Origin of the sequence: Sphingomonas sp. FUKUSWIS1, assembly GCF_000733135.1 — a bacterium.
Taxonomy (GTDB): domain Bacteria; phylum Pseudomonadota; class Alphaproteobacteria; order Sphingomonadales; family Sphingomonadaceae; genus Sphingomonas; species Sphingomonas aerolata.
Map to the genome: position 1 here is coordinate 17853 of NZ_JPJC01000019.1, position 14852 is coordinate 32704.

Here is a 14852-nt window from a genome sequence, read left to right on the forward strand (position 1 = left end):
GATTTGGACCAGTTTCGGCAGGTCTGGCGGTCTTGACAAGCACAAACCGCTTGATCTCAACTCTTGAATATCAAGGCCATTGGGGGTTTTCCGTGCGTTATCCACTCGCTGCTGCTGGCCTTTGCGCCGCTCTGATCGTCGGTTCGCAAGCCGGTGCCGCTCCAAAGGGCTCAGCGTTCCGGAAGGTTCAGCTGATCTCAATGACGGGGAGCCTGCCCACCGAAGCCACGAGTTCTTTGCTCGGCATCCCTCCATTAGCGGCAATAGTCGAGCCGTCGCCGCTGCCGGACGCCTTTCAGGTCCATGATCTAAGTCGCCGCTACGTTCAGTTCCGCATGCAGCAGGAGATCGCTGCAACTGCGGTAACCCCGGTGGGTCCTCCTATTATGAGTGGTGAGCCCGCGGGTGTTGCGGCGTTTTCATCGATCCAGGTTCCGGGCTGGCTACGCGGGGGGATCACCGTCCAGCCCGTCTATTTCAAACCCGGTTGCGCTCCGCTGTCCTATCGTCCGTCTGGGTTTCTTGCACGGAGTGCGGAGGCGCGTCGTGCGGCCTACTATAGGATGATGAGCGCGGTGGCCTGCGAGCAGGGTATCCCGACCGGTTTGTTCGATGCGATGATTATCCGCGAGAGCGGGTACAATCCGATCGCCACATCGACGGCGAACGCCTACGGCCTCGCGCAGCTAATGCCGGGGACGGCGGTTGGCCTCGGCGTCGATCGGTATGATCCGCTGCAGAACATGCGTGGTGGTGCCCGTTATCTCCGCCAGCAGCTTGATCGTTTTGGGCAAGTTCACTTGGCGCTGGCCGCCTATAACGCAGGTCCAGGTCGCGTGAGCGGCGGCATGGTCCCGCACATCACCGAAACACAGGCTTACGTCTCAAACATCATCGCGAACTGGTCGCGGTTGACGTCGCCAGCAGACTTGCCTTTATCGATCTACAATCGGCAAGCGGGCTATACAAGGGTGGCCACGATGCAGCGCTTCTAAGCAGAAATTGACCTCTGCCTAGGCTTCATGCGAACCGATGTGGTGACAGATTTACGGCGACGACCGATCGAGTCTGTTCGTTCGCCGCATACAACCTCGACTAAACAGACATCATACTCTGGCAGCCGGTTTTCTGCTTCGATGCTCTTGAGAAGCTGCTTTAGCCGTTTCATTGGACCCATAGACCCAATCTTATGATGCAGCTCCTCAAGATTAATGTCGATTGGACCGGCTTCGCAGTAACAATGGGCGATTTCGTAAAGACGACGTTCGATTGCACCCAAACGAAAATAGTCATGGTGATAATGGTAGATCCGCTGATCACGTTTGATCGCGCGGTATAGCCAATTGCATGGGCGGACGCGCACGTAGCGAAGAACTTCGTCTCCGTTCGCCATTTTCTCGTACTCGACCTGCGCTTCAGACAGCCATGAGAACCAGCCACGGTCAATTTTCGATCCGGTCTCGATATTAGTTTTTATCTGAGTGCCCTGAAGGCGTTCCAATGCTTCGCCAAAGCGCCGGTAATCGCGTACCGATGGTCGCTCGACTCCGGTGATGCGGAAAAAGTCATGAGCTGAAAAGGTTACGTCTTCGTCTGAGATCTGGCCATCAGCTATCGCCTGCGCAACGAGGGAGGCGACATACAGAAGGATTTCCTTGTCCCACATCGTCGCAACGCCGGTCGCACTTGGCCGGATCTGAATGGTCACCTGGTCATGCTTGTACTCGATAGGCTCAAGGTGCGCATTCTTAGAAAGCACGAAGAACGGGTAGTCCATGATGCTCCGCTCGCCGCGGACTTTTCCGTGAAGCGGGCTGTCCATGTCGAACAGTGAAATCTGTCGCGCTATCGCTGGTGATTTCGCCATCGCCGATCCCTTTGCAATACACCCCTTCTTACCATTCTATCCTCTCGAATCACCCCCAGTCGAACATAGGGTAACTGAAAGCACGAGCTTTTGCGGTTCAATCGGTGGCGAGTGGCGGATCTCGTCAGGGTACGACGAAAGGCGACGCTAGGCCTCGTGCTTTCGGTTACCCTATCCTCTCTCACAGCAATACCGGCCCGACCCGACCAGCGGACCTCAGTGCCGTCGCCAAAAGCTGGCCGACGGATCGAAGGTCTGAGCCGCCCGATAGCGATCGGACTGGTTGCCTTTTGGCGTGGTCCTTCAGGCCATGAAAAGTCCGCCCCAAGTTCAGTTTTCCCGAGGCGGCGTTCTTATTCATGCCGCGAAGATACGCTCCGGGACGATCGACATCGCCTCGAACGTGTTTATGGGCCGTCGCGATAACCGAGGCTGCCGCGCCTTTCTGACCCATTAGTCGACAAGCCTCACGCCAAACATCGGCTGGGATTGCAGCCTGGACAGTGAGCTTCTCGGCGTCACTGATGACAATACCCCATGTCATTTGCTCGGGAGGACACGAAATGAACTCAGGAGCCACAGCGGCGATAAAGCTCGGATCAACGCCATGATGGGCTAGGTCGGCCTCGACTTCGCTCTGCGGCTCGTTGTTACGGATGTCGTAGCCTCGCCCACTACTGCTTTCCGCCGAGCTTCTACAGTAATTTGCTTTAGCAATGGGTGGTTGTTTTGTAGTTGTATAGTGGGTGTCGTTAAAGACGCCCGAGGGTGAATCATTTACCTGTTCCAGTTCCTCGTTGTCCCTGGCGGAAACCGCCCTAATGCACTCATCGAGCGCTGCTGCATGGCCTTCCAGCTCTGAAGCGCAAGCCTGGAGCAAACGTTCATCCCGAACCTTCCGAATCTGGTGAGTAGCCAACTGAGTGGCTTCGATGATACCGGTTGCATCGACGCCTCCGATCTCCTCGTCGATGATAAACTGCACCAGGCTACTGATGCGGCGGCGGGCTGCGGTAACGCGCTTTCGAAGAACATTTATGCGTAAATCCGCCTCTGTCCCCTCGTTAGCTATGCGGACGAACTCATCGTAGCGCACGCCAAGCGGGCTAAGATCTATCCCGTAAGCATAGATCAGCCGGCCGTCTTTTCCCCTTGCTCCGATACGCTTACCGTTAGCGCTGTCGCGGTGAGCAACCAGCCCCCACCGCGTTGCACTGTCCAGCAGCTTTTGAAGCTGCCGAACACCAACTCCAAGCTTTTGGCTGAGCGTTTCGTTAGAGGGAAAGACAATCGGGCGCTGTCCCTCACTCCAGTCTACCTCCCGAGACCAACTCATAAGCGTGTCAACCGCATGCACAAGGCGAGGCGGTACGCCAATGTAGGGAGCGGCTCGTTTGAAAGCTGTTAGAACATGCCGATGACTTACGCGTTCGGGAAGCCCGGAAAAGCTATCAGCGATCCGTCCAATTGACGCTGTGCGTTCGTCTACTCGCCGATGACCCGCCCCTGGAGCGAAGGTAATAGAATTCATTCGGAGAACCCCCTTTGGATTTCCGTGCGGACGCAGAAGTCCGTGGCGCGCTAGGCACGCATTCCCGCTGCATCATCGTAATTTGGCTATGCCGCTGTTGTTACGCAGCACTTCCGAAATTTCGAAAGCTCCGACCTATTGGCGGGCTTTTCTTCTTTGCACGGCATTCCCTCAATTAGGTTTCGCGAGACCAAGCGACCTCGAGATCGCCTCCCGTGATTCTGGAACCGGCGATAGCGACAGCCTAAACGGCAGCGGCATGGGAAGTCGCTCCCGTTGGCTCGTGCTTTCGGTTTCTTTAACGAGGAAATTCTCGTGCTTTCAGTTTCCGTATGTCGGACGCGCAAAAAGCTGCTTCATTAGATAGAGTAACTGAAAGCACGAGAGGCACGTCGAAACGCGACACGCCCGTCCCTCGCTGAGGGTATCAGCTTAGAGTATCGCTCGTGCTTTCAGTTACCCTATCTCACTAAGCCCGCGATGGGTGAAAACGGTGCCATCCCGGCGTCGCCAAGCGGCGACCGTTATTCTTCGCCAAACTCGTCAAGTCGTTGGGACCGGCGCTTACCGATCTTTTGGTATTCTACCTGAATGGCCCGCACTATCAGCTCTTGGGCAGCTTCGCCGTGCTCAGGTCGAACATCGTCAAAACCAAGACCGTCAACATGCCTTACAACGGTAATAATTTGCTCAGGGAGTCCGGTCACGACGCCCAACACCATCGATATGACCTTCAGGAGGTCCTTTAGTTCGACTCCGGCCGCGTTCTTTCTAAGCATCTCCTGAGCATACATGGCTTCGATTTTGCTGATGCCCAACGCCTCAAGGATAGCTGCAATTTCTGGCATCTTGAGGGCGATACGCTTATCGACCTTACGGTGAAGCCCGTCATGGAGACGGCTCCGACCAATTTTTGTCAGAGTCGCCAGTTCCCTGACGCTCACCCGTGCAAGATCCATCCTCGCTAAGATGTAATCTTCTAACTCGAAACTTGGAATTGCCCCCGGTGGGTTTTCCGCCCAACTTCGCGTCGCTTCGCCCATCGCCATTCTCCCGGCTGATTGCCCATGGGTAAACTCACCGAATTGTAAAAAGCAACCCTAAGCCGGTTCGAGACAAGCGGTTATGACCGTTTAGGCCGCAACGGGATGACGTTCGCGTTCTTCTTCTTCAAGGAAACGCGATAACTTTCGGCCTCAGAGGCGGAAAGCCCAAGCTTCGTAAGAACCTCCGTAGCATTCCGCTCAACAATGAGGTCAAAAAGTATCAGCGACACAGCATCAGGTAAGAGAACCTTCTGCCCGAGTGCCTCACCAAGCGAGAGAGCAGCTGCCTCGATCGAGCTGAAGCTGGTCTCTAGAATGGTGAAGTCGATCTCGATCTCACCCTCGCTCGATATTATGCGAAGATGGTTTCTCATGTCGTCAGCGTCATAACTATGTACCAGGTCGGAAGCCCGTTCCACGCGCTCATTTATGACCATAGATAAAGAATAGTATGAATGATGCTTGTTCGACAGAAGTCGGATACCTTCGCTGGTTAGGCGAAAATAGTGATCCGAAACGGAAATATGATACGCCTTTTCAGCCGTCACTTTGGTCAACCCTCAATTTCGAGTCCACTTCCGACCTCGCCCCCCCCGGCATACTCGTGAAACGGATAGGCCGCATCCTGCGGCGTAACGGCTAAACCAGTTACGATCTGGATGCCAAACTGGATGACCGGATATTCCAAAACAGGCTGCCCGCGCTTTCCGGGCAGGTGCCCTGAATTTCCGGGCAGGTGCCCGGCTCAGTCGGGCACTGTGATTCGTAAATGGCAAAATCACGCTGAATTGAGAAGAAAAGCATAAGCTTTCGCATCGTTCCGACGGTTTCCGTTTGCGGCTAAAGATTCGTGCCGGCCAGTCTCCTCTTGGGCGCTCTGAAATGCGCTCGATCGAAGGAGAATCCCTACCATGAAGACCATGCTCAAGATCGGCCGTGGCGCCGAGACGACCGCCCTGGCGGTCATCGGTGCTGCAGCCGCAGCTGCTGTCCTGGCCTCGCCGGCGTTCGCCGGTGCGGATCAGACGTTCAACACCGCGCTTTCCGCCTTTACGGGTTTCCTCGAAGGCTCGGGCGGCAAGATCATCACCGTCCTGTCGCTTGCTGGCGGCGTCGTCGGTCTGGCCTCGGGCCGCTTCTCGCTAGGCCAGGTCGCGATCCCGGTCGGTGTGGGCGTCGGTGCCGGCACCGGTATCCCGATCGTCACCTCGACCGTCACCGCCACCATCTGAACCGACCCGGTGCCGGCGTTGATAGCAGCTTCGCCGGTACCGTCTTTGAAGGTGGCGTGATGTCAGCCGATAAGTACGTGATCCCATCGCACCTCGACGATCCTGAGCTGATCGGGTTCTGGACGCTCGACGAGTTCCTCGCGATGGTTATCCCCTTCACTTGGGGGATCCTGTCCCAACACATCGTCATCGGGATCGGCTTAGCCGTCCTGGGCTGGTGGGCCCTTAGGAGGGCCAAGGCGGGACGGGCAACGTCGTGGCTGATTCATCTGGCGTATTGGCATCTGCCAGGCGGCTTCCCGTCGCTGCGCGCCACGCCACCTTCCTACCTCCGACTGATGGTGGGCTGACATGGATTTTTCCTACCAGCACGCGCAAAGCCAGCGCGTCCTTCGCCAGCGTAATGTCCTCGGTATAGCCGCACTGGTTCTTGCCGGTTTTGTTGCGCTCCTGCTCCTGATGTCGGCGACACGTAGCCGCGAAATCGTGCTGCAGCCTGTTTTGGGCTCGCCGGTCACACTGTCCACGTCGGGTGTCTCGCGCGAGTATCTGGAGCTTGTAACCCGCGACACGGCCGTGCTGACGCTTAACCGCACGCCGAGCAGTCTCGACTATTGGATGAAGTCGGTCCTCGCGATCGTCTCGCCCAAGTCACAGGGCAAGATCAAAGCCGACCTTCTCAAGATCGTCGATGAGCAGCGCGGCTCCAGCATGTCGCAGTATTTCACGCTCGAGGGCATGGAGATCGACCCAAAGGCGCTCCAGTCCACCGTGACGGGCAAGCTCAACACGGTCATCGGTCAGAAGATCGTCTCATCCGAGCAGCGTACCTTTGTCTACGACTGGGAATATGCCGGCATGACCCTGAAGCTTGTGGGCTTCAGCATGGTCCAACCCAAGACCCGTCCGGGAGCTGCGATGTGACCGCAATCTACGCCTTTGGCAGCGCTGCGCTCGGCACTGCCCTCTCCAGCCGCAACTTTTGCTGGCTCAGCCGCATCGCCGGTGCCGCTCTAATCGCCGTGGCGATCTTCGTCTTTGCGGCCCCGGCCTTCGCGGCTGGCGACCAGATGCTAATGGCCGACGACGGTGCGCAGGTATCCTGCAACGCGTCCGCCAAGGACCTCACCCGGATCAGCCTCGTCGGCGACGAGTTCGCGGGCGTGTCCAAGATTAACACGGGCAACCCATCGGACGACTTCTCGGTCGTCAACGAGCCTGTTCGCGGCGACATCTACCTGTCGGTGCCGGAAGGCTTTGGTCGTCAGGTCTTGTCGTTCTTCGGCACCAGCAAGCGCGGCTACGTCTACAAGTTCCAGTGCCGGATCAGCGGCGACCAAGCGGTGCAGGTGTTCGTCTCGAACCCCGCGATTGCCAAGGCCGACGCCGCGGAAGCCGGTACGACCACCAAGGTCACACAGACGTCCTCGCCGGAAGAGGCCGCTGTGACGCTGGTGCAGGCGATGTACGCCAACAAGACGGTCGACGGTTTCGAGATGCGTCAGCGCTCGCTCAAGCCCGTCTATGTCGGCGACCTCAAGGTTCAGATGATCGCTGAATATCGCGGCGACGCTCTTACCGGCCGCGTCCTGCGCATTGAAAACAAGGGCACCAAGGAAACGGTGCTGACCGAGGCCAGCGTGGCGCCATCGAGCGCGCTCGCGGTCTCGATCGCCGAACCCAAGCTGGCGCCGGGTCGGGTCACGACCGCCTACCTCGTCTCGCGGAACGGAAACTAAGCCATGGGCATCAAAGATATCGTCTCTCGCGAGCGTAAGCCGCTCGACGCTCCTGAAGTCGTCGACGGCGACGGTGTATCCCCGATCGCTTCGGAACTGGATGGCAACGTAGAGACCCGCAAGAAGCAGCAGATGAAGCTCGCTGCCGGGTGCGGCGTAGTCCTCGTCGCCTCTTCCTTCTGGATCTTCGGCGGTGACGACGCGGTCAAAAAGATCGATCCCGATAGCGCGGACAGGAAGACGGTCTCGGTCAGCGACATGACCAACAAGACCAAGTCCGAGCAGGAGTGGATGGCGCAGTCTGAAAACCGCTTCCAGTCCAACGAGAACCAACTGAAGGGTGTCGAGGGCACCAACGCCCGCGTCGCGCAGCTCGCCGAGCAACTCGATGCAATGCGCGCGCAAAACCAGTCGATGTCGGCAGACGGTCAGCGTGTCGTCTCTGCCTATCAGGCTGAGAACGACCAGCTCCGTCGTCAGGTCAATGAGCGCGCGGCCGCGCCCGCGCCGGTGCCCGGGCCACAGGCAATGTACGGCCCGGGTAGCACTGCCATGTACGGTCGCCCTGGCGCTCCCGGCGCCGGCAATGTCCCCGACGTCGCTCCTGCGCGCATGAGCGAAGTTAAGATGGTGTCGTTCGGCTCGGCCGAGGCTGGTAACGCGTCACGCGTCTCGAAGGGCAGCACGGTTTATACCGACAGCCCGAATTATCTTCCGCCGAACTCCTTCGCTACCGCCAAGGTCATCGTCGGCGTCGATGCAGCAGCCGGCGTCAACAGCCAGACCGACCCCCTGCCCGTCGTCCTGCGCGTCACCGGTCCTGCGCGATCGGTGCTGCAGAACGGCAAGCTTCTGACCACGAAAATCCAAGGTTGCCTCATCAACGGCGCCGCCCGCGGCGAGCTGTCGAGCGAGAAGGTCTATGTGAAGCTGCAGAAGATGACCTGCCCGCAACCGGGCGGTCGCTACGCGGTATCCGAGGTCAAAGGCTTCATCGCATTTGGCGGCAAGACCGGGGTTCGTGGCCGCGTTGTCAGCCGGGAGGGGTCGCTGGTCAGCCAAGCCTTCATCGCCGGCCTCGTCGGCGGGATCGGCAAGGGCTTCGCCGCCAACTCGAACTCCTTCCTTCAGGGCACCAACGTCCAGGTCAACGGCAAGCGCCAGCAACTTGGTCTTGGTGACATTGCCCAGGGCGGCGTTGGCAACGGCGTGGGCGAGGCTGGCGACATGGTCTCGAAATACCTGATCGAGCGCGCCGAGCAGTACCAACCGGTCATCGAGATGCCGACCGGCGTCGACGTCGAGATCGTCTTCCTGGAGGGTGTTTATGTTCGGAACTGATAGCAGCGCCGACCAGCGCATCACCGCGGGACGGGTATTCATCCTCCTCGCGATCATTGCGGCATTCATCGCCGCTGCGATCGGCGCGAAAGCCGCCTATGCGGCGCTTCGTCCCGTCAACGCATCGGTGATCTCGCTTCTCAAGGCGCGCTTGCCCAAGACGAAGGTCAGCAAGGTCGACTGCGCGGTTGTCGATGGCCTGTGCGAAGTGACGGCGGGCAACAACCTGTTCTACGTCGATCGCTCGGGGCGCTACCTCGTCATCGGCCGGGTCTACGACATGGAGACGCGTCAGGATCTGACCGCGACCCGACTGCTCGAGATCAATCCGGACACGCTGATCGGCGGTGCCGCCAAGGCTAACAACGCGGCCGATAGCGGTGAGCCCCCGATCGCCAAGGCGGTCGGCGCTGGTGCGCAGCCTACGGCGCCGGCGACGCCGTCGCGCATTTCGCTCGACGGTCTCCCTAAGGACGGCGCGATCGTCTGGGGCAATCAATCGGGCAAGACGGTTACGGTCTTCAGTGACTTTCGCTGTGGCTACTGCCGCGCGCTGTCGAACACGCTGCGCTCGATGAACGTCAGGGTGGTCGAACGTCCGATCTCGGTACTGAGCAGCCGCGACCTCGCCAATCAGGTGTACTGCGCCAAGAACCGCGAGACCGCGCTTCATCAGGCCTATGCCGGCGAGCCACTGCGCAACGCCGCGACCTGCGACACCTCGGGCCTCGATGCCAATGAGCGCTTTGCCCGGTCGCATGGCCTGAACGGCACACCCGTCATCGTCCGCGCCGATGGCGCGATGATCGAGGGCTATCGTCCCAAGGAGGCACTCGCTTCCTTCATCGCTGGAGGCCGGTCGTGAACAAGGTCCACGTTTGTCTCGCTGTCGCCCTGGCGTCTGGCACCATGATGACCGGCTGCACGACGATGGGCGGCAACATCAAGGGTAACTTCTCTTGCATGGCACCCGACGGGATCTGTGCGCCCAGCTCCACGATCGATGATCGCGCGCTTGCGATGATCGCGGGCGAGGACGGCGATCGCATGATCACGCCAGCTGGTCCGTACAGCGCGCCGCAGAGCGCTGGTCGGGGCTTCGACACCGCCGCTGCTGTGCCTGCGCGTAGCCAGGAGCGGGTTCTCCGCATCGTTTTCCCGGCGCAGATCGATGGCGCCGGCCGCCTGCACGAACAGACTGCAGTTCATGCCGTCGTCGAGCGCGGTGAATGGCAGCGCGCGCTTGCGAGCAACGCTGTCGCTACGACCCCGGCACAGGTTCAGGCGGCAACGGGTGGCGACACGCTGCTAGCGGCCGTCGACCGTGCCGATCCTCCCGTCGTGATGGAGGATTCCTCCGTTGCTGATCCGGACATGCCGAGCGCCGCTGCTGTTGCCGCGGCACGGGTTCAGGCCGATCCAGTCGGTGACATCAAGGACCAGGTCGCACGTCGTCTTTCGAAGACCCCGCGCCGCCTTTCGGTGTCACCCTCCGCTCTCCGCACTCCTACCGCTTTGACCTATGGCTCCAAGCCAGCGGCCCCCACGACAAACGTGCCGGTATCGGTTGGCATGAGCACCAGCGCCAAGCCTCTCACCTCACCCGCGCCAGTCCGTCCGGTCGTTTCGTCCGCCTCGGCGGTTATCACGCCGAAATACGTGACCCCGGCCGGGCGCACCGCGATCGCAGCGGTCGGCGCCAATCCGGCCGTTCGTGCCGGCCTTGCCCGTGCCGAGCCCGAAGCGCGGGAGGCGGCAAAGAGCGCGAACCCGCTGCCGGTGCTGCGCGCATCCTCGTTCCCCGGAGTTGTCCAGTGAGCATCTTCAAAGGCCTGCTCTCCACCCTTCTTGGTGACTCCGCCAAGCCTGAGAACGGCCGTCCGGACACAGCCGTCCCACGGTTCGTCCACTGGCTGCCCTACCGCGGCTACGACCCCAAGACGCAGATCTACTACAACAGCGCGTCGCGCGGGTTTTTCCTCGAGGCAACGCCGATGATCGGCGCGACCGAGCAAAGCCACGAGATGTTGGCACAGCTGCTGTCCGAGGGCATTCCGACGCCGGGTGCCCTGCAGGTGCATGGCTGGATGAGCCCGCGGATCAGCGAGAAGCTGTCGCAGTGGTACATGCCACGCTATTCGGCATCGGGCATCTACGAGCGCATGGCGCGGCACCGCACCGAGTATTTGATGGGCGGCGTCTGGAACTCGCTGTCGGCATCGGCGCCTTTCTGCCTGCGTAATCATCGTCTCGGCCTGTCCTACTCGACGCCGGAATCGAGCCGCGTCTCGAACGAGGAAATCACCTCGGTCATGGAGGGGCTGATCTCCGCGCTGGAGTCGCTCGGCGTCCATGCACGCGCAGTCGACCCCAAGGGCCTCATCTCGTGGATCGATGACATCACCTCGCCAACGACGGCGCCGGGTGATGACACGATCACCTACAATCCCTTCGACCCGATCGCAGACCAGGCCGTGCGCCATGATCTGGAGATGAAGATCGAGCCGGACCGCATCCTGCTGCGCACCGAGCGCTTCCGGCCTACCGGGAAGACCGTCGAGAACGCGCCTGAGATTGGCGAGATCTACCCGGACACGTTTGACGTGCGCTCCTTCTCGGTGCGCAACCTGCCGCAGCGCTGGGCACCCTGGGACATGGCCAAGCTGATCGGCGACATGTTCGCCGATAAGCTGCGCATGCCTTGCCCGGTGTCGACCAACCTGTGCCTCGACTTCCCGGACGCCGAAGCCTCCGGGCAGCGGGCGGGCCGCAAATTCATGCGCACCACCAGCCTCGCCGACAGCAAGTCCGCGCGCATGCTACCACAGCTAAAGGACCAGTCCGAAGAGTGGCGGTTCGTAAAGGACGAGCTGCGCCAGGGCCGCAAGCTGGTGCAGGCCTTCTACTCGGTCACCTCGTTCAGCCCGAAGGGCAAGGGCGACGCCAACGAGCGTGTCCTGAAGTCAGTGTACCGCGCGGCAGGCTGGGACCTCCTCGACGATCGCTATCTGCAAATCCAGGGACTGCTCGCTGCGATGCCGATGACGATGGCCAACGGCCTGTCGTTCGACCTCAAGAACATGAAGCGACTGCGCACTGTACTGACCACGACCGCTGCCAGCCTGATGCCGCTGCAAGGCGAATATCTTGGCGGCAACAACCCGCACCTGATGCTCATCGGCAGGCGGGGTCAGCCCTTCTTCTGGTCGCCATTCGAAAACACGGCGGGCAACCATAACGTGGCCGTCTTCGGGAAGTCGGGCTCGGGCAAGTCGGTGGCCCTTCAGGAGTTGTGCGCCTCAATGGTCGGCGCCGGTGCCAAGGTCGTCGTGATCGATGACGGCCGTTCGTTCGAGCATTCCTGCAAGCTGCAGGGCGGCGCGTTCGTCGAGTTTACGATGTCCTCGGGCTTCTGCATCAACCCGTTCTCGATGATCGATCCGGTGCTGGCGGAGACCGATGAGGATTACCTCATGGACTGCTTCGCCATGCTCAAATCGATCGTGAACCAGATGGCGCGGCACATCGACAAGCTCGACGATACCGAGCGCGGCCTGATCGATGGCGCGATCAACAAGGTCTGGGCGGAGAAAGGTCGGCAAGGCTCGGTCAACGACGTCATCGCGGCGCTCGACGAAACTACAAACCCGCTCGCCATCAATCTCGCGATCGCGATGCGCCCCTTCTCGACCGACGGCACCTATGGCCGCTTCTTCGAGGGCGAGGTGTCCTTCCAGCTCAAGAACAACCTGACGGTGTTCGAACTGTCGGATCTGTCGTCGCGCGAGGAGCTTCGTTCGGTCGCCCTAACCGCGATCATGTTCATGGCGAGCCAGGCCATGCGTCGCGAGGACCGCTCTGGCCCCAAGGCACTGCTGCTCGATGAGGCGTGGCAGATGCTCAAGGGCGGCTCGATGGCCGACTTCATCGAAGCCTATGCGCGTACCTGCCGGAAATACGGTGCGTCGCTGGTGACCGCCACGCAGAGCCTCAACGACTATTACAAGTCGGACGGGTCGAAGGCGGCACTCGAGAACAGCGACTGGTTCGTCATCCTGCAGCAGAAGGCGGAGACGATCGCCGACTTCAAGAAGCACGATCGCTTCGAGATGGACGATTACACTGACGCGCTGCTCCGCTCATTGAAGCGCAACGGCTCCGAATATTCCGACGTGATGATCAAGGGTCCGGAGACCCTGGCGGTCGGCCGGCTCGTCCTCGATCCCTATTCTGCGACGGTTTACTCGTCATCGCCCCGCACCTTCGCGGCCATCCATGACCTGCTCGCGCAGGGTCTGACGATGGAAGAGGCGATCGAACGGGTCGCTTACCCCGACAACCCCGAGAAATGGACCGATCCGAGCGCCGATGACGCGCTGGCGATCGCAGCGGAGTGACAGCTATGGCAACCGTTCTTCAGCCTCTCCATGTCGAGCGCAAGTTCGACTACGGCTATTTCCTCTATTTCGGACTGCACTTCGCGGGCTTTATGGCCACGACGCTGCTGATGACGTGGGGCGTCTTCGTCCTGTTTTTCCTGCTCATCGGCAGCTTCTCGCTCGATGGCATGATGAACCATCTGCAGAACCTGACCAGCCGCTACCTCGCAGCGGACGTTGGCCGGCTCGACCAGTTCAAGATGATCGTCGGTATCGTTCATATGGTCATCTCCGGCGCAATCATGTTCTTCCGCCGTCACGCTATTTTGCCGCGTGATGCTGCCCGCCGGGAGCACAGCGCATGACCGAGGCCGTCGACACCGCCACGGCTGAGCCGGCCGTGACCGCTCCTGCCGCGATCACTGTCCGGCGCAAGACGGTGTTCGCAGGCTACACCGCCGGGCAGCTGCTGATCGGTGCGGCGCTCGTCCTCGCGCTGGTCTGGGCCATGTGGGTCACGAAGGTTGTGGCCGCTGAAAAACCGCAGCACATCGTCAAGGCAGACCTGTCCCGGATCGTTGGCGAGTACGTTCAGGCGCAAGCCCGCAGCGCGACCCCGCCCGACCAGGTCCAGGCGCAGATGCGCACGTTCATGGCATCGCTCGATACGGAGTTGCAGCGTCGCGGTGCGGCTGGTCAGGTTGTTCTCGTGGGTGAGGCAGTTCTGTCCAAGAGCGTGCCCGACATCACGGCCGACGTGGCTAAAGCCGTCTATGCCTCGGGCGTGAAGGCACCGATGCCGGCGACGCCAGCGCAAATGGGCTCGATGATGCAGGGTCAGGTTCCTGCCGCGCCGGCGATCGCGCCTGTCGAAATGGCGCAGGTCGCACCCGTTCCCGCCGCGCCGAACCCCTTTGCCGCAGTGCCTGCCCCCGCCACTGCGCAGGACGTCGCACCGGTTGATCCGTCGGTTGCCGGCGCCATGGTCTCAAGCTTTGGTGGTCCCGGTGGCCAGTAACGCAATTGCGGCGCCAGCAGTGGCTGAGGGCTTCCGTCCCCGCAAACGCCTCTGGGCAGCGCTTGGCTTGTTCGTCGCCGGTGGGATCTCGCTGAACGCGATCGCCGAGTGGCGGGACACGCACGGGCTGCTCATCAACGCCTCGGAATCGCTGCCGAACTGGGCATTCGTGATTCACAAGACGGCAGTGCCCAAGCGCGGCGAGTACGTCTTTTTCGTGCCGCCTGCCGTGCCGCTCGTCATCAAGCATTTCGGTGCGAAGAAGCAGATGTTCGGCAAGATCGTCTACGGCATGCCCGGTGACACCGTCGTGCACCGCGGCGCGGATGTGTTCGTCGCCGGCAAGCTCGTCAGCCACATGAAGCCTGTCACCAAACTGGGCGAGCCTCTGTTTGCTGGCCCGACGGGCGTGATCCCGCAGAGCTGCTACTATGTCGGCAGCCCGCACAAGGACGGTTTCGACAGCCGCTATGCTGCGATCGGCTACGCCTGCTCGAACAAGATTGTCGGTGTCGGGCAGCCCATCCTGTGAAGCGAGCGATCGAGTCCTTCGCGATCGTCGCCCTGCTATCGGTGTCGCTGACCTCGGCCACGCGAGCGAGCGATCACGGCGTCGTCGGCCAGGTCTTTCCGATTATCGAGCCGGATCTGCTTGCGACGATCGAGGCCCGCCTGCAGCGTCTTCAGGCCAGCGGCGGG

Annotated in this window: 16 protein-coding genes and 1 pseudogene; 13 read left to right on the forward strand and 4 right to left on the reverse strand. The window is 60.7% G+C overall.

Going from position 1 to position 14852, the window contains the following annotated elements:
* The first annotated feature begins 92 nt into the window (after nt 1–92).
* Complete coding sequence (locus sphsw_RS20790; RefSeq protein WP_042466320.1) at nt 93–995, forward strand: lytic transglycosylase domain-containing protein; 903 nt, start codon at nt 93–95, stop codon at nt 993–995.
* Here the strand turns inward: sphsw_RS20790 and sphsw_RS02070 are convergent.
* From sphsw_RS02070 to sphsw_RS02080, 4 genes are all read right to left on the reverse strand, one after another.
* A complete protein-coding gene (locus sphsw_RS02070) occupies nt 992–1867 on the reverse strand; it encodes a replication initiator protein A (RefSeq protein ID WP_031439144.1) in 876 nt (291 codons plus the stop codon). The two genes, sphsw_RS20790 and sphsw_RS02070, sit on opposite strands and share 4 nt — an antisense overlap.
* A 181-nt stretch (nt 1868–2048) precedes the next feature.
* Nucleotides 2049–3398 carry a plasmid replication protein RepC gene (gene repC, locus sphsw_RS18530; protein ID WP_081874061.1) on the reverse strand — a complete coding sequence of 450 codons (1350 nt, stop codon included), beginning with the start codon at nt 3396–3398 and terminating at the stop codon, nt 2049–2051.
* A gap of 524 nt (nt 3399–3922) precedes the next feature.
* Nucleotides 3923–4441, reverse strand: a complete 519-nt coding sequence (locus tag sphsw_RS02075; protein WP_152555347.1) for a hypothetical protein — start codon at nt 4439–4441, stop codon at nt 3923–3925.
* An 80-nt stretch (nt 4442–4521) separates the two neighbouring features.
* Nucleotides 4522–4992, reverse strand: coding sequence for a hypothetical protein (locus sphsw_RS02080; RefSeq protein ID WP_152555348.1), 471 nt, complete (start codon nt 4990–4992; stop codon nt 4522–4524).
* 363 nt (nt 4993–5355) lie between these two features.
* Between sphsw_RS02080 and sphsw_RS02085 the strand changes: the two genes are divergently transcribed.
* From sphsw_RS02085 to sphsw_RS02140, 12 genes and pseudogenes are all read left to right on the forward strand, one after another.
* The gene (locus tag sphsw_RS02085) at nt 5356–5676 is read left to right on the forward strand and encodes a TrbC/VirB2 family protein (RefSeq protein ID WP_031439147.1); all 321 of its coding nucleotides are present in this window, start codon (nt 5356–5358) and stop codon (nt 5674–5676) included.
* A gap of 59 nt (nt 5677–5735) precedes the next feature.
* A complete protein-coding gene (gene traL, locus sphsw_RS02090; RefSeq protein ID WP_031439148.1) occupies nt 5736–6026 on the forward strand; it encodes a type IV conjugative transfer system protein TraL in 291 nt (96 codons plus the stop codon).
* A 1-nt stretch (nt 6027) separates the two neighbouring features.
* Complete coding sequence (locus sphsw_RS02095; protein WP_031439149.1) at nt 6028–6600, forward strand: type IV conjugative transfer system protein TraE; 573 nt, start codon at nt 6028–6030, stop codon at nt 6598–6600.
* Nucleotides 6597–7415, forward strand: a complete 819-nt coding sequence (locus sphsw_RS02100) for a type-F conjugative transfer system secretin TraK (protein WP_031439150.1) — start codon at nt 6597–6599, stop codon at nt 7413–7415. The genes sphsw_RS02095 and sphsw_RS02100 overlap by 4 nt, the downstream gene beginning before the upstream one ends.
* Nucleotides 7416–7418: 3 nt before the next feature.
* Entirely contained in the window at nt 7419–8756 is a 1338-nt protein-coding gene (locus sphsw_RS02105) for a TraB/VirB10 family protein (protein WP_031439151.1), read from the forward strand.
* Nucleotides 8743–9621: a DsbC family protein gene (locus sphsw_RS02110; RefSeq protein WP_031439152.1), complete on the forward strand. Its 879-nt coding sequence runs from the start codon at nt 8743–8745 to the stop codon at nt 9619–9621. The genes sphsw_RS02105 and sphsw_RS02110 overlap by 14 nt, the downstream gene beginning before the upstream one ends.
* Complete coding sequence (locus sphsw_RS02115) at nt 9618–10574, forward strand: hypothetical protein (protein WP_031439153.1); 957 nt, start codon at nt 9618–9620, stop codon at nt 10572–10574. Before sphsw_RS02110 ends, sphsw_RS02115 begins: the two co-directional genes overlap by 4 nt.
* Nucleotides 10571–13153, forward strand: coding sequence for a type IV secretion system protein TraC (gene traC, locus sphsw_RS02120; protein WP_031439154.1), 2583 nt, complete (start codon nt 10571–10573; stop codon nt 13151–13153). The genes sphsw_RS02115 and traC overlap by 4 nt, the downstream gene beginning before the upstream one ends.
* A 5-nt stretch (nt 13154–13158) precedes the next feature.
* A complete protein-coding gene (locus tag sphsw_RS02125; protein ID WP_031439155.1) occupies nt 13159–13500 on the forward strand; it encodes a hypothetical protein in 342 nt (113 codons plus the stop codon).
* A complete protein-coding gene (locus tag sphsw_RS02130) occupies nt 13497–14153 on the forward strand; it encodes a TrbI F-type domain-containing protein (RefSeq protein WP_031439156.1) in 657 nt (218 codons plus the stop codon). Before sphsw_RS02125 ends, sphsw_RS02130 begins: the two co-directional genes overlap by 4 nt.
* A 19-nt stretch (nt 14154–14172) precedes the next feature.
* Nucleotides 14173–14685 carry a S26 family signal peptidase gene (locus sphsw_RS02135; protein WP_235188249.1) on the forward strand — a complete coding sequence of 171 codons (513 nt, stop codon included), beginning with the start codon at nt 14173–14175 and terminating at the stop codon, nt 14683–14685.
* Nucleotides 14686–14693: 8 nt separating this feature from the next.
* Nucleotides 14694–14852: pseudogene (locus sphsw_RS02140) on the forward strand (type-F conjugative transfer system protein TraW); the annotation flags it as partial.